26 protein-coding genes and 1 riboswitch are annotated in these 19,078 nt (G+C 48.5%); of the genes, 21 read left to right on the top strand and 5 right to left on the bottom strand.

Annotation, left to right across the window (positions count from 1 at the left end; genetic code table 11):
• Window positions 1–2 precede the first annotated feature (2 nt).
• From BLQ16_RS00890 to BLQ16_RS00840, 11 genes are read left to right on the top strand one after another with little or no spacing between them, the layout of a single operon-like run.
• Window positions 3–359 (top strand): DUF5665 domain-containing protein, encoded by a 357-nt coding sequence (locus BLQ16_RS00890; protein ID WP_091790874.1) that lies wholly within the window; start codon window positions 3–5, stop codon window positions 357–359.
• Window positions 360–369: 10 nt separating this feature from the next.
• Window positions 370–825: a signal peptidase II gene (lspA, locus tag BLQ16_RS00885; RefSeq protein ID WP_091790873.1), complete on the top strand. Its 456-nt coding sequence runs from the start codon at window positions 370–372 to the stop codon at window positions 823–825.
• Window positions 800–1,720 carry an RluA family pseudouridine synthase gene (locus tag BLQ16_RS00880; protein WP_091790872.1) on the top strand — a complete coding sequence of 307 codons (921 nt, stop codon included), beginning with the start codon at window positions 800–802 and terminating at the stop codon, window positions 1,718–1,720. The genes lspA and BLQ16_RS00880 overlap by 26 nt, the downstream gene beginning before the upstream one ends.
• Before the next feature lie 13 nt (window positions 1,721–1,733).
• Window positions 1,734–2,648: a selenium metabolism-associated LysR family transcriptional regulator gene (locus tag BLQ16_RS00875; RefSeq protein ID WP_159427922.1), complete on the top strand. Its 915-nt coding sequence runs from the start codon at window positions 1,734–1,736 to the stop codon at window positions 2,646–2,648.
• Between the two features lie 12 nt (window positions 2,649–2,660).
• Complete coding sequence (locus BLQ16_RS00870; RefSeq protein WP_091790870.1) at window positions 2,661–3,557, top strand: selenium metabolism-associated LysR family transcriptional regulator; 897 nt, start codon at window positions 2,661–2,663, stop codon at window positions 3,555–3,557.
• 38 nt (window positions 3,558–3,595) lie between these two features.
• Entirely contained in the window at window positions 3,596–4,057 is a 462-nt protein-coding gene (locus BLQ16_RS00865) for a CBS domain-containing protein (protein WP_091790869.1), read from the top strand.
• Window positions 4,050–4,844, top strand: coding sequence for a threonine/serine exporter family protein (locus BLQ16_RS00860; RefSeq protein WP_091790868.1), 795 nt, complete (start codon window positions 4,050–4,052; stop codon window positions 4,842–4,844). The genes BLQ16_RS00865 and BLQ16_RS00860 overlap by 8 nt, the downstream gene beginning before the upstream one ends.
• Entirely contained in the window at window positions 4,832–5,302 is a 471-nt protein-coding gene (locus tag BLQ16_RS00855; protein WP_091790867.1) for a threonine/serine exporter family protein, read from the top strand. The genes BLQ16_RS00860 and BLQ16_RS00855 overlap by 13 nt, the downstream gene beginning before the upstream one ends.
• A 10-nt stretch (window positions 5,303–5,312) precedes the next feature.
• Complete coding sequence (locus tag BLQ16_RS00850; protein ID WP_091790866.1) at window positions 5,313–5,747, top strand: ferritin family protein; 435 nt, start codon at window positions 5,313–5,315, stop codon at window positions 5,745–5,747.
• Entirely contained in the window at window positions 5,740–6,450 is a 711-nt protein-coding gene (locus tag BLQ16_RS00845; RefSeq protein WP_159427921.1) for a sensor histidine kinase, read from the top strand. Before BLQ16_RS00850 ends, BLQ16_RS00845 begins: the two co-directional genes overlap by 8 nt.
• Window positions 6,447–7,487 carry a 4Fe-4S dicluster domain-containing protein gene (locus tag BLQ16_RS00840; protein ID WP_091790864.1) on the top strand — a complete coding sequence of 347 codons (1,041 nt, stop codon included), beginning with the start codon at window positions 6,447–6,449 and terminating at the stop codon, window positions 7,485–7,487. The genes BLQ16_RS00845 and BLQ16_RS00840 overlap by 4 nt, the downstream gene beginning before the upstream one ends.
• A 57-nt stretch (window positions 7,488–7,544) precedes the next feature.
• On the opposite strand, the gene BLQ16_RS00835 is transcribed toward BLQ16_RS00840, so the two are convergent.
• Entirely contained in the window at window positions 7,545–8,258 is a 714-nt protein-coding gene (locus BLQ16_RS00835; protein WP_091790863.1) for a YebC/PmpR family DNA-binding transcriptional regulator, read from the bottom strand.
• Window positions 8,259–8,349: 91 nt separating this feature from the next.
• Here BLQ16_RS00835 and BLQ16_RS00830 point away from each other — a divergent pair, with 91 nt between their 5' ends.
• The 8 genes from BLQ16_RS00830 to trmD are packed head-to-tail and all read left to right on the top strand — an operon-like array spanning window position 8,350 to window position 12,876.
• The gene (locus BLQ16_RS00830) at window positions 8,350–8,868 is read left to right on the top strand and encodes a dCTP deaminase/dUTPase family protein (RefSeq protein ID WP_091790862.1); all 519 of its coding nucleotides are present in this window, start codon (window positions 8,350–8,352) and stop codon (window positions 8,866–8,868) included.
• Window positions 8,869–8,919: 51 nt separating this feature from the next.
• Window positions 8,920–9,285 (top strand): YlxM family DNA-binding protein, encoded by a 366-nt coding sequence (gene ylxM / locus BLQ16_RS00825; protein WP_091790861.1) that lies wholly within the window; start codon window positions 8,920–8,922, stop codon window positions 9,283–9,285.
• Entirely contained in the window at window positions 9,275–10,621 is a 1,347-nt protein-coding gene (gene ffh / locus BLQ16_RS00820) for a signal recognition particle protein (protein ID WP_091790860.1), read from the top strand. Before ylxM ends, ffh begins: the two co-directional genes overlap by 11 nt.
• A gap of 23 nt (window positions 10,622–10,644) precedes the next feature.
• Window positions 10,645–10,896 (top strand): 30S ribosomal protein S16, encoded by a 252-nt coding sequence (rpsP, locus tag BLQ16_RS00815; protein ID WP_091790859.1) that lies wholly within the window; start codon window positions 10,645–10,647, stop codon window positions 10,894–10,896.
• A 12-nt stretch (window positions 10,897–10,908) separates the two neighbouring features.
• Window positions 10,909–11,139 (top strand): KH domain-containing protein, encoded by a 231-nt coding sequence (locus tag BLQ16_RS00810; RefSeq protein WP_091790858.1) that lies wholly within the window; start codon window positions 10,909–10,911, stop codon window positions 11,137–11,139.
• 54 nt (window positions 11,140–11,193) lie between these two features.
• On the top strand, window positions 11,194–11,616 hold the full coding sequence (locus BLQ16_RS00805) for a YlqD family protein (RefSeq protein WP_091790857.1): 423 nt from the start codon (window positions 11,194–11,196) through the stop codon (window positions 11,614–11,616).
• Entirely contained in the window at window positions 11,579–12,124 is a 546-nt protein-coding gene (gene rimM / locus BLQ16_RS00800; RefSeq protein WP_091790856.1) for a ribosome maturation factor RimM, read from the top strand. Before BLQ16_RS00805 ends, rimM begins: the two co-directional genes overlap by 38 nt.
• 2 nt (window positions 12,125–12,126) lie before the next feature.
• Window positions 12,127–12,876: a tRNA (guanosine(37)-N1)-methyltransferase TrmD gene (trmD, locus tag BLQ16_RS00795; RefSeq protein WP_091790855.1), complete on the top strand. Its 750-nt coding sequence runs from the start codon at window positions 12,127–12,129 to the stop codon at window positions 12,874–12,876.
• 107 nt (window positions 12,877–12,983) lie between these two features.
• On the opposite strand, the gene ribH is transcribed toward trmD, so the two are convergent.
• Genes ribH through ribD form a run of 4 tightly spaced genes read right to left on the bottom strand, consistent with a single transcriptional unit; the run spans window position 12,984 to window position 16,450 of the window.
• The gene (gene ribH / locus BLQ16_RS00790) at window positions 12,984–13,445 is read right to left on the bottom strand and encodes a 6,7-dimethyl-8-ribityllumazine synthase (RefSeq protein WP_091790854.1); all 462 of its coding nucleotides are present in this window, start codon (window positions 13,443–13,445) and stop codon (window positions 12,984–12,986) included.
• 9 nt (window positions 13,446–13,454) lie between these two features.
• Window positions 13,455–14,666, bottom strand: a complete 1,212-nt coding sequence (locus BLQ16_RS00785; RefSeq protein WP_091790853.1) for a bifunctional 3,4-dihydroxy-2-butanone-4-phosphate synthase/GTP cyclohydrolase II — start codon at window positions 14,664–14,666, stop codon at window positions 13,455–13,457.
• Window positions 14,667–14,681: 15 nt separating this feature from the next.
• Window positions 14,682–15,344 carry a riboflavin synthase gene (locus BLQ16_RS00780; RefSeq protein ID WP_091790852.1) on the bottom strand — a complete coding sequence of 221 codons (663 nt, stop codon included), beginning with the start codon at window positions 15,342–15,344 and terminating at the stop codon, window positions 14,682–14,684.
• Window positions 15,329–16,450, bottom strand: a complete 1,122-nt coding sequence (gene ribD / locus BLQ16_RS00775) for a bifunctional diaminohydroxyphosphoribosylaminopyrimidine deaminase/5-amino-6-(5-phosphoribosylamino)uracil reductase RibD (protein ID WP_091790851.1) — start codon at window positions 16,448–16,450, stop codon at window positions 15,329–15,331. The genes BLQ16_RS00780 and ribD overlap by 16 nt, the downstream gene beginning before the upstream one ends.
• Window positions 16,451–16,517: 67 nt before the next feature.
• A riboswitch (FMN riboswitch) is annotated at window positions 16,518–16,633 on the bottom strand.
• 128 nt (window positions 16,634–16,761) lie between these two features.
• On the opposite strand from ribD, the gene ligA reads away from it, so the two are divergent.
• Together ligA and gatC are read left to right on the top strand one after the other, a co-directional pair.
• Window positions 16,762–18,786, top strand: coding sequence for an NAD-dependent DNA ligase LigA (ligA, locus tag BLQ16_RS00770; protein ID WP_423230807.1), 2,025 nt, complete (start codon window positions 16,762–16,764; stop codon window positions 18,784–18,786).
• 3 nt (window positions 18,787–18,789) lie between these two features.
• Window positions 18,790–19,071: an Asp-tRNA(Asn)/Glu-tRNA(Gln) amidotransferase subunit GatC gene (gene gatC, locus BLQ16_RS00765; protein WP_091790849.1), complete on the top strand. Its 282-nt coding sequence runs from the start codon at window positions 18,790–18,792 to the stop codon at window positions 19,069–19,071.
• Window positions 19,072–19,078 lie beyond the last annotated feature (7 nt).

Below are 19,078 nucleotides of genomic sequence, written 5' to 3'. Positions count from 1 at the left end.
CTGTGGTATTTTTTAGCAAGCGTAAAATGGGGGAGTCACCGGACATTCGCTACCGGGAGGCTAAAGAAGAGCTTCAGGATCTGGCGGATGGTAACGGGTCTAATCAGGAACAGTTTAATAAGCTTATTTCTGCTATGGAAAAAGCGCGCTTGGCTGAATATGCAAGCTATTTGGCACATCCTTACCGGTTGCTTTTTATGAACTTCCTCATCGGCTTGGCCAGAGGCTTGGGCAGCACCATTGGCTTAGCCCTTGTATTGGCCATCGTTGGTATGATTTTGAAAAATATCATTACAATGAATTTGCCGGGTATCAGCGAATGGCTTGCTAACTTACTGGCCATGGCACAGGCTATCTAGAGAGTTCTATATGCAAACTAAATTTTTGGGTATTATCGTTTTAATGTTGGGCTTAGATCAAGTTAGCAAATGGCTGGTACGGGATGCAATGGATTTAGGTCAGAGCATACCGATCACTTCTTCGCTGATGTCCCTCACCTATATTGAAAATAGAGGTGCGGCCTTTGGCATTATGGCAGGTGGCCGGGTTTTATTCATCGCATTGACTTTTTTGCTCTTGGCTTTTCTTTTATGGTATCGTCATCAGAATAAGCATCAATCCCTTCTCCTGGAAATATCGACAGGGTTGATTATCGCCGGCGCTCTTGGCAATTTAATTGATCGTATTGTAAAGGGCAGTGTGACGGACTTTATTGACTTTCATTTTTTTCCAATTTTTAATGTAGCTGATATTGCGGTTACCTGCGGTGTTTTCTTGATGGCGGTGTTTATTTTTAAAGATGAAAACAAGTCCACAAACAAGTAAATTTCAATACGGGGTACAAGACCGGCAACGCTTGGATGAATGGCTCGCCGGACAAATGGGTGAAAGCAGGTCGGCCATTCGAAAGGCTGTGAAAGAAGGACGGGTACGCCTTAATGGAGCAGTCGTTCGCAAACCCGGCCGGCAATTGACATGTGGCGATGGTATTGAATGGTCTGCACCGCAGCCAATTGACTTGACGCCGGTTGACATGCCGCTGGATATTCTTTATGAGGACGAGTGGCTTTTAGTTGTCAATAAGCCGGTAGGCCTTTTGGTGCATGCAGCAACCCCCTGCGATGATGCGACCCTGGTAAATGGATTGCTTGCCCATACGAGACTATCGCCGGGGACCGATTATTTTCGACCGGGTATCGTCCACCGATTGGACAAAGACACCTCCGGTGCCTTGCTGGTTGCAAAAGATATGGAAACGCACGCCCAGCTGGCTGAAGACTTTGGCCAACATAAGGTGTTGCGACGCTATTTAACCTTGGTGCATGGCTGCCTGCCTTTTGCATTTAAACGGGTTGATGCGCCAATTGCACGGATTACCGGCCACCCATACAAACGAGAAATTAATCCTGCCGGCCGGCCCGCTGTCAGTGATATCGATGCATTGATTTGCACTGATGAGGCTTCTTTAGCAGCGGTTCGTTTATGGACGGGAAGAACCCATCAGGTTCGGGTACACATGGCTTCCCTGGGACACCCTTGCATAGGGGATTGGGCATATGCTCCAGGACAAAAGGCATACGGCTTCAAGGGGCAGGCTCTACATAGTTGGCAATTGCAATTTTTCCATCCACAGCTCAATCAATGGATTTCTATTTTTGCACCGCCACCCCCTCATTTTTGCCAAATCATTGATAAGCTGCTGGATAGACAAGAATATTAAAGGAGGAAACTCTTTGTTAAGTGACAGCTTAAAGGTATTTATTACCGTTGCTGATAAAAAGAATTTTTCGAAGGCCGCTAAGGCATTGAATTTAACGCAACCGGCCATCAGTTTTCAAATACAAACCTTGGAACAGTATTATCAAACCATGTTGTTTGACCGTGTAAACCGCCATGTCAAATTGACTGAAGCTGGTGAACTTTTACTGGAATATGCCTTATCAATGAATGATTTACAAAGTCAGTTGGAACGTAAAATGCAGCAATTGACAGGACATGTCAAGGGCACCTTGATGATTGGCGCCAGCCGAACGGTTGGTGAATATATTATGCCCTATATTATTTGTGCTTTTAAAAATGAATATACGGATGTGGATATCACCTTAGAAATTTATAATACGAAGCACGTTGAAGAATTGGTGTTATCAAACCATCTGGACGTCGGTTTAGTGGAAAGTCAAGTCAAACACGATGAACTAATGTTTCAGAGCATCTTAGAAGATGAATTGGTGATTGTTGTTCCGATAACGCATCCCTGGGCAGAACGTGAAGAAGTGACGCTGGATGAACTGGCAGGAGAGCCATTTATCATTCGGGAGCCGGGGTCCGGTAGCCGCTTGGTCTTTGAACAGGCCCTCATTGATGCGGAATTTGACGTTGAATCTTTAAACATCATCATGGAGATTGGCAATATTACGGCGATTAAATCTGCCATCATCAGCGGATTGGGCATCTCCGTTATGAGCAAGTGGGCTGCTAGAGATATGGTGGAAGGCAAGATGGCTTCTATTGTCCGGATAAAGGACTTAAAAATGCCGCGTCGATTTAATATTTTGCTCAATGAGAACCATTTTGAATCAGAAGCCTGCAGTCATTTCATTCACTACTTGGCGGAAGCAGACTTAGAAAAAATTTTGGAACAAAAGTAAGGGGGTGGCCAGATGTTAAATGATAGCATTCGTGTTTTTTTAATGGTTGTTGAAAAGAAAAGCTTTTCAAAGGCAGCAAAAGCCTTATTTTTAACGCAACCGGCTGTGAGTTTTCAAATTCAAATGTTGGAAGAACATTACAGTACGCGTCTTTTTGACCGCGTCAGCCGCAATATTATACTGACGGAAAGCGGTGAGTTGCTTTATAAATTTGCGACAGAAATGAACAATATGCAGCAGCATCTTGAAAAAGATATGCAGGAGCTGAACAGTACCATCATTGGTCGCCTGCGCATTGGGGCAAGTAATACCATTGGTGAGTACATTGCCCCTTATATTCTTGGGACCTTTAAAAAACGTCACCCTAAAGTAACCCTATCCCTGGATGTGTCTAATTCAGATGAAATTGAAATGGCCATTCACGGTACAACTTTGGATGTGGGTCTGGTAGAGGGACCACCGGTTGGAAAAGATTTGGAATCCATTCCATTTTTAGATGATGAATTGGTGGTAATCACCAGTCCTAATCATCCCTGGGCAAAACATGACAGCATATCCGTTTTTGAATTGGATAAATACCCCTTTATTTCTCGAGAAAAAGGATCGGGCACGCGGGCTGAAATTGAACACCATCTTAAGCTGGCCGGTTTTTCCGCAAATAATTTAAATGTGATGATGCGCCTGGGCAGCACCACCGCCCTAAAAACAGCGGTGAAAAGCGGTTACGGTTTCACAATTGTGTCGCGTTGGGCCATCAAAAATGATTTAAAGGCTGGGACCTTGGCGATGGTCAAACTTAAAGAAGAAGAGTTTAAACGACGCTTTAGAATTGTTTACCATAAGAAAAAATTTAAAACGCAAGCCAATGAAGAATTTTTACGGTTTTTAAAGACAGAGCAGTTCTTTTAATCCGAATGCTATTTTGATGAAAGAGGAGGTCATCCACAATGCTGGCAAAAGATATTATGACCCGTGATGTGATCACCATACGCCCTGAAATTGATTTAAAGGAAGCAGCGACGGTTTTTGTCGAGCACAATATCAGTGGTGCGCCGGTGGTGGATCGCAACAATCGGTTGGTGGGAATTTTAACTGAGGGTGACTTGGTTAAGCAGCAGAAACCTCTTCAAAAACCGCTGTATCTGATGTTTTTAGATAGCGCCTTTCCCATCAATTACAAAAATATGAAGTCTGAAGTGGAAGCCTTGACGGCCACAACGGTGTCTGAACTCATGACGCCTTATCCGCTGACCTTGCCGGAATATGCGGATATCTCTGAAGTGGCCCAGTTGATGCTGACCAAACAAGTGAACCGCATCCCCATTGTCAATGAAGAAGATGAATTGCTTGGCATTGTCACCCGTCAGGATATTATTAGGGCGACCTATTTAGAGGATTGTAATGGGTGAGCACCTGGATACAGAATTAAGTTACCACCGATTGCTGAGCACGACAATTGACTTGGGCGTGCTCCTTTTAGTTAATGGTGCTGAAATATACCGGGTGGAAGAATCGATGCAACGTATTTTGAAAGCCTATGGCATCGAAAGCACCGATGTTTTTGCCATCCCGAATTTGATCATTTTATCGATGGAAACAGCAGATAAAGAAACGGTGACCAAAACGCGCCGTGTTTATGCCAGGGGCACCAATTATAGAATTGTTTGCGAGGTCAATGATTATGTGCGGTATATTTGTGCGCAAAAACCACCCCTGGCTGAAGTGCGTCAGCATACGCAAGAAATTCGCCGAGGACCTGTTTATGGGTTTCCGACCCAGTTGTTTGCAGCTGCTTTGATTGGCTTTTTCTTTACCTTGTTTTTTGACGGTACCCTTAAAGATGCTGTGGTGGCCATGTCTGCCGTTGCCTTGGCCAAAGCACTTTGTATGCAAATGGAACGTTTTCATGCCAATGCTTTTTTTGTCACCCTAGTAGCAAGCCTGATCCACACAACGGTAGCAACAGGCTGTTCTTTATTTATGCCAGACCTTCACCTCGGACGCATCATCACCGGTACCTTGATGATATTGGTTCCAGGTATTGCCTTTACAACGGCTATTCGTGATATGATTGCGCGTGACCTTTTGGCCGGGATGATAGCCGGGCTGGAATGTACCTTAGTCGGTAGTGCGATAGCCATCGGCAGTACCGTCGGTTATTGGGCGGTTTCAGAAGGGTGGAAATGGCTGACATGATCTATATTTTTTCTTTTTTTTCCTGCATTGGTTTTGCGCTTCTGTACAATTTGCGCGGTCAATTGGTCTTTTGGACATCTTTAGGCGGTGCCTTGGGTAAGCTGGCCTTTGATTTGAACGTCATTGCCGGAGAGGCCTTTGACTTTTTTATAGCATCCATTGCCTTGGCTATTTACGCTGAAATTATGGCGCGTGTTACGAAGGTGCCCGTTATGGTTTATCTGATTGTTGGTGTTTTGCCGATTGTACCTGGTGCCGGGGTCTACCGAGCTATCGAAAACTTTATCAATGGCAATATCCCTGTATCCATGCGATATGCAACCAATTCGTTAGTGGCCTGTGGTGCGATTGCGCTGGCTTTTATCTTGGTATCGTCAATCGTGCGTATTTTTAAATTGCGGCGTTTTCCCTTGTTAAAGCAGCATCAAAAATTGGATTTTCGGTTGCGGATGAAGTAATGGAGGGCCTATGCTTCAAGATTTTGAACAGGTCTTGTGCAGAGGATTGGTCGATGAGCTTAAATCAGCTGAGGCCTTTATTGCTATGGCACAGGAAATTAGCGCATTTGATATAAAAATACGGTTTATTTCTTATGCCCAAGAAGAACTGAGCCATGCCAATTTTTTGGCCGGCATGCTGGGCCGGCAAGTGCCTGATTTTAACTGCAGGGCAATACATCGACCACCGGATTTTTCTGAAGGCATCATGGCATTTATGGTGACCTATTTGGCCGAAGAAGAAGCAGCGGTATTTTATTATGAGACCTTACTGCATATGGTTGACTCAGAGGCGGAAAAATTGATTTTAAAGCGCATTCGCGATGAAGAAGCGGCGCATTATGAAGACATCCTGGAGATTGTCCAATCGCACGCAGATGAGCTTATGGAGGCCGACCATGCATGAGTCAAAGGCAAACGAATGGATTTATTATGTGGCACAAATTGGCCATGATCTGCGGACGCCATTAAATATCATTAAAGGGTTCGGCGAATTATTGGATCAAGAAATGGCCGGGCCGCTAAATCCTAAGCAACATATTTATACGAAAAAAATTATCCAGGAATCGGATGCCTTGCTTTATGTGATCAATCAACTGCTCGATTGGGCAAGGCTATCCGGTGACAAAGTCGTGCTGTCTCCTGAACGGGCAGACCTTTATTTACTGGGCCTGGAAATTCAAGGTCAGTTTGAACTGCGCATGGAGCAAACCGGTGTTCAACTGATTAACGATATCCCTAAAGGTACGGTTGTTGAGCTGGATAGAAATAAATTTCGTCAGGTTTTGGTGAATATTGTCGACAATGCCTTTAAATTTACCCAGTCCGGCGGAGAGGTTCATCTGGCCATTCGCCAGGATGATGCCCATCTGTATTTAGACATAAGAGATAGCGGACGGGGGATGAACCCGGAGCAAGTGGGGCGTATTTTTAACGCCTTTGACACTGCCGGAGAGGCAGTGGAGGCTGACGGCCATGGCGCCGGCTTGGGCTTGTGGATTGCCCGGTCTATTGTACAGGCGCATGGAGGAACCTTGCTGGCGGAAAGCGTGCCTGGCCTAGGGTCTACTTTTACCATTTCCTTACCAAAAGGTGCTGATGCGCTGTGAACGTTTTAGGATGGGGGGCTCAAAAATTATTGGGCCGCATAACAGCGAATGCAGACCTGTGCGTTCGCTGCCGGTCCCCTTTGGCGACTTGCTCTTTATGTGCAGATATTTGCCCTGAAAAAGGGATTGTATTAACGGATAAGGGACCGCTCGTTGAGCGCTGTCGGGCTTGCGGACGTTGCGTTCGTGATTGCCCGGAGCGGGTTTATACCCTTGACAGCTTTCTGTTAGCTGACTATTGCCGCGGAAAAGCTTGCCCGGTCATCGGCTGTACCCATGATGTAAGTGGTGCGTCGGTTGATGGACGCATCAGCTGTTTCACCCAGTTGGAACCGGAGTGGTTGGCAACGGTTTTACAGCATGTCTCCCAACTGATTCTCTATGTTGATCAAGAGTCCTGCCGGCCTTGTGTCAACAGTTGGTCGGCAGAGGCCCTGATAGGGCGGATGGAACAGCTTTCCCTGCCCTATCGGGAGCGACTGACCATTGTCCAAAATCCCGGTGACCTGCTGGGCTTCCAAGATCCAACAAGCAACCGTCGGGAATTTATTGCTGCAGGCTGGCAACGGCTGCAAAAAACCGGCAAGGCGGAATGGCAATTACAAACCGCGCACTATTTTTCAGCAGCAGAAGGGAGGCCCATATCGCGTCGGGCCCTCCTTATGCGACCCTATCAAAAATACCCGAAAGCGTCTTGGCAGGAAGAATTGCCCTATCGACGATTGCGGGCGACGGCTTGTCAATTTTGTGGCGCTTGTGCAGCTATTTGTCCCCGTGAGGCACTGCGGATTGATGAAACAGAGATGGGTAAGGCGCTGAGTTATGCGCCGGTATTGTGCAGCCAATGTGGTTTGTGTCAAGATGTATGTCCCGTTAGCGGCTTGCATTGGGATGCGCCCTTGCGTATCGGTGACTTGGCTAATCCAAGTTGGGATATTTTGCTAGAAGTGCCTCTTGAAACCTGCTCTGTATGCGGTGACGGTTTTTATGAATGGCCGGCACCGGAGAATCATTGCTGCCGATTTTGTCGCAGGTAAAAAAAGCCGACCGATTCAACTTGAATCGGTCGGCTTTTTAGCTGGTCTGGCCTTTGATTATTGAGCATTTGTGTAGACATTTTGTACGTCATCGTCGGCTTCTAAATCATTGAGCAATTTTTCCATTTTAGAGGAAGTTGATTTGTCGGCCTCGACAGTGGTGACCGGTAGCATGCTGATATCGCTGGTGATAATCGAAGCACCGGCTTCTCGACAGGCATCCAATACCGGTGAAAAATCTTCAGGTCCGGTGATGACTTCGAAATAATCCGCTTCGCTGATGAAATCTTCAGCACCGTTTTCAAGTACCAGCTCCATCAATTCATCTTCGCCTATCGGCGTTTCTGCACGATCAATGGCGATGGCCCCCTTGCGTTCAAAAAGAAAGGCCACACAACCGTTGGTACCAAGGTTGCCGCCATTTTTATCCAAGAGGTGGCGGACATTACCGGCTGTTCGGTTTTTATTATCGGTTAAGCAGTCAATCATAATGGCAACCCCACCGGGACCGTAACCTTCATAGGTAATGTGCTCAAATTTGTCTGAATCGTTATCGCCGGTCCCTTTTTTTATAGCCCGCTGTATGTTATCATTGGGCATATTATCTGCCTTTGCCTTATCGATGGCCAATTTTAGCGTTGCATTGTAGGCTGGATCACCGCCACCCATACGGGCTGCAACACTGATGTTGCGCGCATGTTTGGTAAAGCTTGCCGATCGTTGGCTGTCCATCTTATTTTTTTTGCCTTCAATATTATGTATACGACCCATGAAAATCCCCTTTTCTTTTTAAACTAACATTAAAATTATAACAGTTTGGCATTTGTGTTTCAAGAATAAGCTGTTATTTTGGAGGGTTAAGATGATTTATTTTGAAAAAGTCAGTGCAAAACAGTTTGCAGAGGACGCTGAAAAAAACGGATATTCTGTTTTGGACATCAAAGCGGTTTATCGCAAGATCTCCTTGCCGGTCCGTGCCACGGCCGGCAGTGCGGGATATGATTTTTACACGCCCTTTCAAATTCACTTGTCACCGGGTGAAAGCATTTGCATTCCAACGGGCATCCGTGCAGCCATGCCTGAAGGGGTGGTGCTTTTGCTGATGCCGCGCAGCGGTTTAGGGATTCGCTATCGCTTGCAATTGGCGAATACCATTGGCGTTATTGACAGCGACTACTACGGCGCACTAAATGAAGGTCATATTCTGACCACGATTACCAATGACAGTAAAAAAGGGGACGTCTTGACCCTGGCTGCCGGAGAGCGATTTATGCAGGGTGTTTTTTTACCCCACCTTCTTTGCGATGATGACGAAGCTCTTGCCCAGCGGACGGGAGGCTTCGGCAGTACCGGTGAAAAAAATCTTGACAGTAAGGGATAAACTTGCTATGATACTACAGGTGTCAAGGGAAAAAGATTGACAGGTGATGGATTGAGTACAACGTTAGGTCATCTTGCAGAGATAACGCGTTTGTTTGATTTTTATGCCCCCTTGTTAACGGACAAACAGCGGGATTTATTTACTTTATATTATGAAGAGGATTTGTCACTGGCGGAGATTGCCAGTGCTATGGATACTTCCCGTCAAGCCGTTCACAGTACCTTGCGGCGCGTGGAATCGCTTTTAACCGATTATGAAAATCGGTTGGCTTTGGCAAAAAAAGATGAGCAATACCAGGCTTATTATACACAGCTGGAAGGGGCTATAAAGGACTTAGCCGGCGGAGATGCCAAGGTCTTCCAAGTGGCCATGGATGTGCTCTCAATCTTGAAAGGAGGCCAAAACGATGGCTTTTGACGGATTGGCGGATCGCCTACAAGATGTTTTTTCTAAAATCACTGGTAAAGGCAAGATTAGTGAAGCAGACTTAAAAGATGTTTTAAAAGAAGTGCGACTGGCTTTACTGGAAGCAGACGTTAACTATAAAGTGGTTAAGTCTTTTGTCGCTCACATTAAGGACCGCGCCTTAGGCAGTGAAGTGATGGAAAGCCTGACACCCGGCCAGCAAGTGGTTAAAATCGTCCACGATGAATTAACCCAGCTGATGGGTGGCGAGCAGGAAAAAATCCAAATTGCCTCCCAGCCGCCAACAGTAATTATGATGGTCGGCTTGCAAGGGTCCGGTAAGACAACCACCTCCGGTAAATTGGCCCGCTACATGCGGGATAAAATGAAAAAAAGACCTCTTCTGGTGGCGTGCGATGTTTATCGACCGGCTGCGGTCAAGCAATTGGAAGTGCTCGGTGACCAGCTGGATATTCCTGTTTATTCGGAAGGTACGGATGAAAGCCCGGTTGATATTGCCGTGCGGGCCCGGGAGCATGCGCGGTCACACAACAATGACGTGGTTATCTTGGATACGGCCGGCCGCCTGCACATTGATGCCGCTCTGATGGAAGAGTTGGAGGGCATTAAAGCGGCTGTGGATCCCAGCGAAATTTTACTGGTGATCGATGCCATGACGGGTCAAGATGCCGTTAGCGTGGCAGATGGGTTTAATGAGACCTTGGCCATTACCGGACTGGTCCTCACCAAACTGGATGGGGATACGCGCGGTGGTGCCGCCTTGTCCGTTAAGGAAGTGACCGGTTGCCCGATTAAGTTTATCGGGATGGGTGAAAAACTGGATGCGCTTGAACCCTTTCATCCGGACCGCATGGCCAACCGTATTTTGGGGATGGGCGATGTCTTGACGCTCATTGATAAAGCGCAGGAAGCTTTTGACGAGGAAGAGGCGCAGAAAATCCAAGAACGGATTATCAACCAATCCTTTACCTTGGAAGATTATTTAGCACAAATGACCCAAATGCAGCAAATGGGGGATATGGATTCTCTTTTAGAGATGGTTCCGGGGCTTAACAAGAAGGCTTTAAAGAATGTTAAGATTGACGCAAGGGAAATGGAACGCAGTAAAGCTGTGATTCTTTCCATGACCAAAGCAGAGCGTCAAAGCCCGAAAATCATAAATGGCAGTCGCCGCAAGCGCATTGCGGCAGGTGCAGGCGTGCGCGTGCAAGATGTCAACCGACTGTTAAAACAATTTGACCAATCGCAAACGCTGATGAAACAATTAACACAAATGGCCGGCGGAAAAGGCGGTAAAAAGAAACGGTTACCCTTTTTCGGGCTGTAATCTCACATAGGAGGTGAGGAAGAATGGCAACAAAAATCAGATTAAAACGCATGGGCGCTAAAAAGAAACCTTTTTATCGTATTGTCGTAGCTGACAGCCGTGCACCGCGTGACGGTCGTTTTATCGAAGAAATTGGTTATTACGATCCGAATAAAAACCCGGCTGATATCAAGGTTGACGCAGAAAAAGCACAGAAATGGCTTTCTACCGGTGCTCAGCCGTCCGATACAGTGCGCAGTCTTTTCAAAAAAGCAGGCGTGAAGAAAAATGCTTAAGGAGTGGTAACCATGGAAGCACTGGTCAAACATTTGGTGCAGGCACTGGTGGATTATCCGGAAGCGGTTGAAGTTCGTATCAAAGAGAGCGACACAGCCGTTAACGTAACAGTGCAAGTCGCCGGCGAAGATATGGGCAAGATTATCGGTAAACAAGGCCGAATTGCCAATGCTTTGCGCACGGTGCTCAAAGCGGTAGGCGCTCGTATGCATAAAAAAGTGTATGTTGAAATTGTAGAATAAAGATTGGATCCGGAAGCCCGTTGGGATTCCGGATTTTTTAGAAAGGAGCCATCCATGAGCGAAGAAAAATTAACTGTTATGGGCAAAGTGACCTACAAACAAGTGGTTACACAAGCCTATAAAGAAAAAGCCTTAGCTGAAGTTGATGAGCAGATTGCGAAAATTGACGAAGAACTGGCTAATTTTGATAAACAAATGGATAAAACCATGACCGAACTGACGTTGAAGGCACATCCGCAAATTGAACAATTGCGGCAGCAATTCAACATGGAACGGCAAAAAATTGCTGTTTACCGGGAACAAATTGAAAGCGGTAAGCAAGCGGTTGATATTTTAGCTGAAGGGGAAGAGGTGACGGCCGGTGAGGGCAACTTTGTCACCGAATTGGCCGTTGGTGAACCCTTCAACTTGAACCTGAACCGCGAAGTGGTCATCAAAGATGATGTCGTCATCGACATCCGTCGGCCCAATGCCTAAATTGAGAACGGTTACCGTCGGTCAAGTCCAGGCAGCACACGGCGTTCACGGTGAGTTGAAAATAAAGCCGCTCTGCGATGATCCCAAACGTTTTGATGACTTGGATGAAATCATGCTGGCGCATAAAGAAATGGTGGAAAAATATACCATCCGGAGCCGCCGATACCACAAGGGGAGCGTCTTACTACAGCTGGACGGCTTGGAAGACCGTAACGCTGCCGAGGCGGTTAAAGGCTATGATTGTCTCATCCCATTTGATCAGCGGCGGCCTTTGCCGCCGGATCGCTTTTACATTGACGATTTAATCGGCCTTTCCGTTTATGAGGACGGCATCTGCCTGGGAGAGATAAGGGAAGTGTTGCAACCCGGGGCAAATGATGTCTATGTTGTTCATGGGACCGATGGGAAAAGGATCTACGTGCCGGCGTTAAAAACGGTGGTAAATCGGGTTGATTTGGCCGCTGGCCAAATGGATGTGCAATTACCGGCCGGATTAAGGGACGAATAACCATGAAAATACGCGTTTTTTCGCTTTTCCCGGAAATGTTTGACGGTGCCTTATCCGCCAGCCTTTTGGGAAAGGCTCAAGATAAGGGCATTCTTTCTTTAGAGGTCATTAACTTCCGCGAATTTGCTTTGGACAAGCACCGGCATGTGGATGATACGCCCTATGGGGGCGGTCAGGGAATGGTGCTGATGCCCCAGCCCTTGATTGCGGCCATGGAAGCCAATGCACCGATGAGCGATAACAGCGAAATCATTTTGCTTTCGCCTCAGGGAAAGACCTTTACCCAGTCCGATGCTGTTCGCCTTGCCGACCGTGACGAGCTATCTTTTGTCTGCGGGCATTACGAAGGCTTTGATGAGCGGATACGCCATTTTGTCGATAGCGAATACTCCATTGGCGACTATGTGCTCACCGGTGGTGAATTGCCGGCCATGGTCATGATTGATACCATTGCGCGATTGATTCCCGGGGTTATTAAGGAGCGTGCTTCCTATGAAGAGGACTCCTTCTTTCAAGGTTTATTAGAATATCCCCAATACACCAAGCCGAGGGTCTTTCGAGACATGGAGGTGCCGGACGTGCTATTATCCGGCCACCATGCCAACATTCGCCGCTGGCAAAAAAAAGAAGCCCTGCGCCGCACCTGGTTGCGGCGGCCGGACCTACTTGAAGACTATTCACTTTCAGATGAAGAAAAGAAATTGCTGCTGGAAGCGCAAGCGGAAGAAGAGGCCTGTCATCAAGATGGGTAAAAGCGGTTTACCTGCCCACAGCCTGCTCATAAGATAAAGCGCCTGTCAAATCCAAGGATGCGGATTTGACAGGCGCTTTTTTATCTTATGGACTAAAATCACAAGGATTAAATTTTTTGGTACAAGTCCATCATTTCCAAGGCGCCGACGGCGGCATCGTAGCCCTTATTGCCGGCCTTGCTGCCGGCGCGTTCAATGGCCTGGGCGATGGAATCTGTGGTCAGGACGCCGAACATAACCGGGCAGGCAGCTTCCAATGAAATGGCCGCAATGCCTTTGGAAACTTCTGCACAAACGTAATCAAAGTGCGGGGTGGCGCCGCGAATCACAGCGCCTAAGCAGATGACAGCGTCATATCGGTTGCTCAAAGCGATTCGCTTTGCAAGCGCTGGAATTTCAAAGGCACCGGGGACCCAGTATAGGTCAATGTTGTCATCGTCAATGCCGTGGCGGGTCAAGGCGTCTTGAGCGCCACCAATTAACTTGTTGACGATGAGCTCGTTAAAACGAGAAGCAATAATGGCGATTTTTTGCTGGTTGCCAACCAAGTGGCCGTTAATAATGTGCATGATATCCTCCTAGTTGTTGAGATCGTAATCGAGCCAGTGGTTCATTTTTTCCTGCTTGGTTTTCAAATACCGCGCATCCGTGTCGTGAATGGGCATTTGAATGGGCACCCGTTCGACAATGGACATGCCGTAGGCTTTAAGGTCGTATATCTTTTGGGGATTATTGGTCATAATCCGCAAGTCACGTGCGCCCAGGTCGCGTAAAATTTGGGCGCCAACGCTGTAGTCTCGCATATCATCAGGAAAGCCGAGCATGTTGTTGGCTTCAATGGTATCATAGCCCTGGTCCTGTAGGGCGTAGGCCTTGATTTTATTGATTAAGCCGATGCCCCGCCCCTCTTGCCGCAAATAGAGGAGGATGCCCCGCCCCTCTTCGGCAATGGCCTTCATGGCGGCATCGTATTGCTCGCCACAGTCGCACCGCATGCTCCCTAAGGCATCACCGGTGAGGCATTCAGAATGAACCCGGCAGAGAACCGGCTCGCCATCATCAACATCGCCCTTGACGAGGGCGACATGGTGTTCACCGTTAATGAGGTTTATATACCCGTAGATGGTAAAGTCACCGTAGCGGGTGGGCATTTTGGCCTTGGCCACTTGGCGGACGATCGTTTCATGCACTTTACGGTAATGCAATAAGTCACGAATGGTGATAAAAGGCAGGTCATATTTTTCAGCAAGGTGGTGTAAATCGCTGGTCTGCATCATGGTGCCGTCGTCGTTCATAATTTCGCAGCACAATCCGCAGGGATCAAGGCCGGCCAATTTTAACAAGTCCACCGTGGCCTCTGTGTGTCCCTGTCGTTCAAATATACCGCGGTCCTTTGCAATCAGTGGAAACATATGCCCAGGGCGGCGGAAATCTTCCGGTTTGGCGTCTGCTTCAACGCATTTTCGGGCGGTAAATCCCCGTTCAACGGCTGATATGCCGGTGGTGGTATCCATGTGATCAATGGATACGGTAAAGGCTGTTTCATGGTTATCGGTATTTTTAGTGACCATTTGAGACAGGCCCAATTTTTCGCCAAGTTCGACACTCATCGGCATGCAAATCAGCCCTTTGGCCACAGAGGCCATGAGGTTGACGTTTTCCGTAGTGGCAAATTCAGCGGCGCAAATCATATCGCCTTCGTTTTCACGATCGGGATCATCGGTGACAATGATAATGCCGCCATCGCGTAAACGTTGTAAAGCATCTTCCACGGTACTAAACTTATTCATATTTTTCCCTCCAGTTCATAAATAACCGTTTTCTGCTAAGAAATCCATATTTATAGCTTCAGTCGCATCGGTTGATTCTTTTTCAGCCGATGGTGGGTGAAGCATTTTTTCCACGTATTTGGCCAGCATATCACATTCCACATTAACCTCCTGGCCAACTGAGGACCGGTATAGGGTTGTCGCGGCCAGGCTGTGGGGAATCACTGCAATGGTGACGGAAGCGACCTCTGCTTTTGCCACCGTTAGACTGATGCCGTCAATGGCGATGGAACCTTTTTCAACCACCCAGCGGGCCAAGCGGTCACCAATATCGATTTCAAAGAGGCGGACGTCTCCGTCCGGCGTAATTCGAGCAATTTTCCCGGTACCGTCAATATGGCCACTGACAATATGACCACCAAACCGGTCGCCCATGGCCATGGCCCGTTCCAAATTAACCAAGGCTCCGACGGTCAGATCAGCGATGGTTGACCGATGAATGCTCTCACGGCTTACATCGGCGCAAAATCCGTCATCGGTTATTTTTGTTACTGTTAAGCACATCCCGTTGACGGCAATGCTTTCACCCAGTTCCAGTGCAACGTAGGGCGATTTGGGGACAATCGTCAATTCCAATCCTGAAGCCGTTGCTTGCAATTGGCGAATCTCGCCGGTGCGGTCAATCAATCCGGTAAACATAGGCCCTCCTTATCATAAGCAACGGCAGCGCTGTACAGCACATCGTCTCCTAAAAAGGTCAGGTCCGGCTTGACCAGACGATAAGCGTCAGATGGACCGCTGCACTTGCAATCGGCCAGCATGGCTTGTGAAATGGACCGGGTGCCCAATAGCTTTGGCGCCCATAAAATGTGTACCCGATTAATCAGCTGTGCTTGCAGCATGGCGGCGGCCAAATGAGCGCCACCTTCCAACAAGACATCGTTAATGCCGCGGGCTGCCAAGCGGTCACATAGGGCGTCAAGCGGTACATCCTGGTGGTCAGGCCAATGCCAGAGGTCAATGTCGGCCTTTTGTAAATATTCTCGCCCGGTCGCGGGACCGCTGCAGGCAAATACCGTTGGTATGTCTCCTGCCGTTTCCAAGATGCGGCTGCCTTCTAAGACCATGGGATCGTGACCGACAATCACACGAAGGAGGGGAGCCTCAGGGGTTAGGCCGGACCGGTCTGACAGCAGGGGGTTGTCTTTGCGAACCGTTCCGGCGCCAACCATAATGGCGCCGACGCTGTGGCGTAATTTTTGAACCCAGTCATCCGCATCGGAGGCGGAAATTTTCCGGTCTGTCGAACCTGGTGGCGGTGCCACGCACCCATCGGCTGTGGCTGCTACTTTCCAGCGGATATAGGGACGGCCCGTTTTCAATTGATGAAAAAAGGCCTCATTTATTTTTTCCGCCTCTTCCCGCATGAGGCCAATATCAACTTTCAGACCGGCTTGTAAAAGTTTTTCGGCACCGCCCCTGGCCTTCGGGTTTGGATCTTTGGCGGCGATTACCACGCGCGCAATGCCGGCTTTTATCAGTGCGTCTGTGCAGGGGGGTGTTTTACCGGTATGGCTGCAGGGCTCTAAGGTGACAAAACAGGTGGCGCCTTGGACATCGGCGTCCTTCGCAGCAGCCAGTGCTTCACGCTCGGCATGAGGACCACCGAACTGACGGTGCCAACCTTCACCTAAAATTTTGCCGTCTTTTGCAATCACACAGCCCACCATGGGGTTTGGGGCCACATTCCCGGCACCACGCACCGCCAAGTGTAAGGCGCGTGTCATCATTAATCGATCGTTCATAAATCCTCCAAATAAAAAAAGTGCACCCTAAACAGGGCACACTGAAATGGACGCAAAAAATGCATCAAGAAATCTTCTTTCATCCAGACTTTACTGTCGGCTTCGTAATTACAACGAATCAGCGAAAGGTCGCTCGCGGGCTCTACCGCCGGTCGGGAATTGCACCCTGCCCTGAAGAAGTATTGATTTGTTAAGCTTATCATAATCCTTTCATAAAGGCCTGTCAAGAGCGGAGGCCGCTATCGATAAGGGTACACGTTGACGTGTTGCGACGGTCAAGGTAAAATAATACGGAAAGACAGGTGATGCGGGTGGCTGAGTATAAGACAAAAGAAGATATGCTGGCGTTGATTGAGCAATTACGCCATTATGAATACTGTTATTATGTACTGGATCGTCCTGAAATCAGTGATGGTACCTATGATGCTCTCTACCAAACGCTCTTGGCCATTGAAGCGGCTCATCCGGAGTGGGTGCAGGCCGATTCGCCGAGTCAGCGGGTTGGTGGAGCGGTTGCAGAAGGCTTTGAATCGGTCCAGCATCGGGTGCCCTTGTTGAGCCTGGCCAATGCCTTTTCTGAAGCAGACTTGCGCAATTTTGACGCACAAGTCTGCCGCGCCCTGGGCAAAAGCCAGGTGGCCTACAGTGTGGAACATAAAATTGACGGCCTATCGATGGCGCTTACCTATCGAGACGGCTTATTGGTTTTAGGGGCTACCCGGGGGAATGGTCAGGCCGGAGAAGTGGTAACGGATAATGTTAAGACCATTCGAAATGTACCGCTACGTTTAAATGAACCGGTGGCAGATTTAATTGTCCGTGGAGAGGTCTACCTGCCTAAAGCGCCATTTGCCGCCTTAAATGCTGAACGTGAAAAAGCAGACTTGCCCTTATTTGCCAATGCGCGCAATGCTGCTGCCGGCTCCATCCGACAATTGGATTCAAAGATAGCGGCCCAGCGGCCGCTGAGCCTTCGCTTTTACGATATCTTGGCCTGCTCTGAGGAAGTGGCAAGTCAAGTGGAGGTCTTGGACCATATGCGGCAATGGGGACTTAAGCCGGTAGAGGCTGTCCATTGCGAGACCATTGATGAGGCCATTGCGGCCTGCATGGCCATTGCCGAAAATAGGGAAGCCATTCCTTATGATATTGACGGTGTGGTGATTAAGGTGGATTCATTGGCCGACCGCCGTGTATTGGATGTGCGGGCAAAAACGCCGCGATGGGCAATTGCCTATAAGTTTCCGGCAGAGCAGCAGGAAACGGTGGTAACAGATATTGTGACCCAGGTGGGGCGGACCGGTGTGGTGACGCCGGTGGCTGACCTCCTGCCGACCATGGTGGCCGGTTCTCTGGTGAGTCGGGCGACCTTGCACAATGAAGATTTGATCAAAAGCAAGGATGTCCGAGTTGGTGACAGGGTTGTCATTCAAAAAGCGGGAGACGTCATTCCTGAAGTGGTCCGGTCCTTGCCGGAAGAGCGCAGCGCTAGCAGCAGGCCTTATATCTTTCCCAAGTTTTGCCCATCCTGTGGCTCCCATTTGATTCGTTTAGATGGAGAGGCGGCCTGGCGGTGTCCAAATCGTCTTGGCTGTCCCTCGCAGATTCAAGCCGGTATTTTGCACATGGCAGCTAGGGATGCCCTGGATATTGACGGCTTGGGGCCGGCCTTGATTGGTCAGCTTTATGCGACCGGGCTGATTCGCACGGCAGCAGGCTTGTTCACCTTGACCAAGGATGACTTGCTTCAACTGGAACGTATGGGCGATAAGCGCGTCGATAACTTGCTTACGGCCCTTGACCAGGCTAAAAACAGGCCGCTTGATCGCTTTATTTATGCTTTAGGTATTCCTTTGGTGGGCCTCAACGTCAGTCGCTTACTGGTCAACCAGTTGCCAACGCTGGACGATTTTCGGCGGGCCAGTGAAGAAGAGCTGCTGACCATTGATGGCATCGGTCCGGGCATAGCGGAAGCGGTGGTCGGCTACTTTTCTGACCCGGCCAATCAACGCTTGTTGGCCGATTTGAAAGCAGCTGGAGTGGGTTATTCAGTCCTTGAAAGACCGCAAGAGGACACGCCCTTGGCAGGTAAAACCTTTGTTTTGACGGGTACCTTACCGGACTACTCCAGAAGTGAAATGAAAACCTTGCTGGAAGCCAGGGGCGCCAAAGTGACCGGTTCGGTGAGCAAGCGAACCGATTTTGTCCTGGCCGGTGAAGACGCCGGCAGTAAATTGGACAAAGCGCACGCCCTGGGGATTACCATATTAACTCAAGACGAGATAGAACTTTTGCTAGAGAAGGCTGGCGCCTCAATAGAAGCAGATAGGAGATAGATTATGCTGACACGTGAAACGGTAGAACACATTGCGCATTTGGCGCGGTTGTCCTTTACAGAAGATGAATTGACCCAGCAGACGGAACAGTTGGATATGATTATTGATATGATGGCGATTTTGGATGAAATCGATACAGAAGGCGTTTCGCCCTTGAACCACGTTTTAGAATTGTCCAATGTTTACCGGGAAGACCAGGTGACGGAAAGCGTGGATAGAGAGGCTGCTTTATCCAATGGGCCTGAAGTTGCAGCCGGGATGTTTCAAGTCCCGAAGATTGTTTAGGAGGAAT

It is taken from the genome of Peptococcus niger (genome assembly GCF_900101835.1).
GTDB classification, from domain to species: Bacteria; Bacillota; Peptococcia; order Peptococcales; family Peptococcaceae; genus Peptococcus; species Peptococcus niger.
Note: the sequence above shows the minus strand (reverse complement) of the source record. Positions and strands in the feature narration are given on the sequence as shown.

Bases quoted from the DNA above. Each gene is read 5' to 3' on its own strand.
- lspA (WP_091790873.1), top strand. From the start codon at position 370: ATGCAAACTAAATTTTTGGGTATTATCGTTTTAATGTTGGGCTTAGAT.
- BLQ16_RS00880 (WP_091790872.1), top strand. From the start codon at position 800: ATGAAAACAAGTCCACAAACAAGTAAATTTCAATACGGGGTACAAGAC.
- BLQ16_RS00870 (WP_091790870.1), top strand. From the start codon at position 2,661: ATGTTAAATGATAGCATTCGTGTTTTTTTAATGGTTGTTGAAAAGAAA.
- BLQ16_RS00865 (WP_091790869.1), top strand. From the start codon at position 3,596: ATGCTGGCAAAAGATATTATGACCCGTGATGTGATCACCATACGCCCT.
- BLQ16_RS00860 (WP_091790868.1), top strand. From the start codon at position 4,050: ATGGGTGAGCACCTGGATACAGAATTAAGTTACCACCGATTGCTGAGC.
- BLQ16_RS00855 (WP_091790867.1), top strand. From the start codon at position 4,832: ATGGCTGACATGATCTATATTTTTTCTTTTTTTTCCTGCATTGGTTTT.
- BLQ16_RS00850 (WP_091790866.1), top strand. From the start codon at position 5,313: ATGCTTCAAGATTTTGAACAGGTCTTGTGCAGAGGATTGGTCGATGAG.
- BLQ16_RS00845 (WP_159427921.1), top strand. From the start codon at position 5,740: ATGCATGAGTCAAAGGCAAACGAATGGATTTATTATGTGGCACAAATT.
- BLQ16_RS00835 (WP_091790863.1), bottom strand. From the start codon at position 8,258: ATGGGTCGTATACATAATATTGAAGGCAAAAAAAATAAGATGGACAGC.
- BLQ16_RS00830 (WP_091790862.1), top strand. From the start codon at position 8,350: ATGATTTATTTTGAAAAAGTCAGTGCAAAACAGTTTGCAGAGGACGCT.
- ffh (WP_091790860.1), top strand. From the start codon at position 9,275: ATGGCTTTTGACGGATTGGCGGATCGCCTACAAGATGTTTTTTCTAAA.
- rpsP (WP_091790859.1), top strand. From the start codon at position 10,645: ATGGCAACAAAAATCAGATTAAAACGCATGGGCGCTAAAAAGAAACCT.
- BLQ16_RS00810 (WP_091790858.1), top strand. From the start codon at position 10,909: ATGGAAGCACTGGTCAAACATTTGGTGCAGGCACTGGTGGATTATCCG.
- BLQ16_RS00805 (WP_091790857.1), top strand. From the start codon at position 11,194: ATGAGCGAAGAAAAATTAACTGTTATGGGCAAAGTGACCTACAAACAA.
- rimM (WP_091790856.1), top strand. From the start codon at position 11,579: ATGATGTCGTCATCGACATCCGTCGGCCCAATGCCTAAATTGAGAACG.
- trmD (WP_091790855.1), top strand. From the start codon at position 12,127: ATGAAAATACGCGTTTTTTCGCTTTTCCCGGAAATGTTTGACGGTGCC.
- ribH (WP_091790854.1), bottom strand. From the start codon at position 13,445: ATGCACATTATTAACGGCCACTTGGTTGGCAACCAGCAAAAAATCGCC.
- BLQ16_RS00785 (WP_091790853.1), bottom strand. From the start codon at position 14,666: ATGAATAAGTTTAGTACCGTGGAAGATGCTTTACAACGTTTACGCGAT.
- BLQ16_RS00780 (WP_091790852.1), bottom strand. From the start codon at position 15,344: ATGTTTACCGGATTGATTGACCGCACCGGCGAGATTCGCCAATTGCAA.
- ribD (WP_091790851.1), bottom strand. From the start codon at position 16,450: ATGAACGATCGATTAATGATGACACGCGCCTTACACTTGGCGGTGCGT.
- gatC (WP_091790849.1), top strand. From the start codon at position 18,790: ATGCTGACACGTGAAACGGTAGAACACATTGCGCATTTGGCGCGGTTG.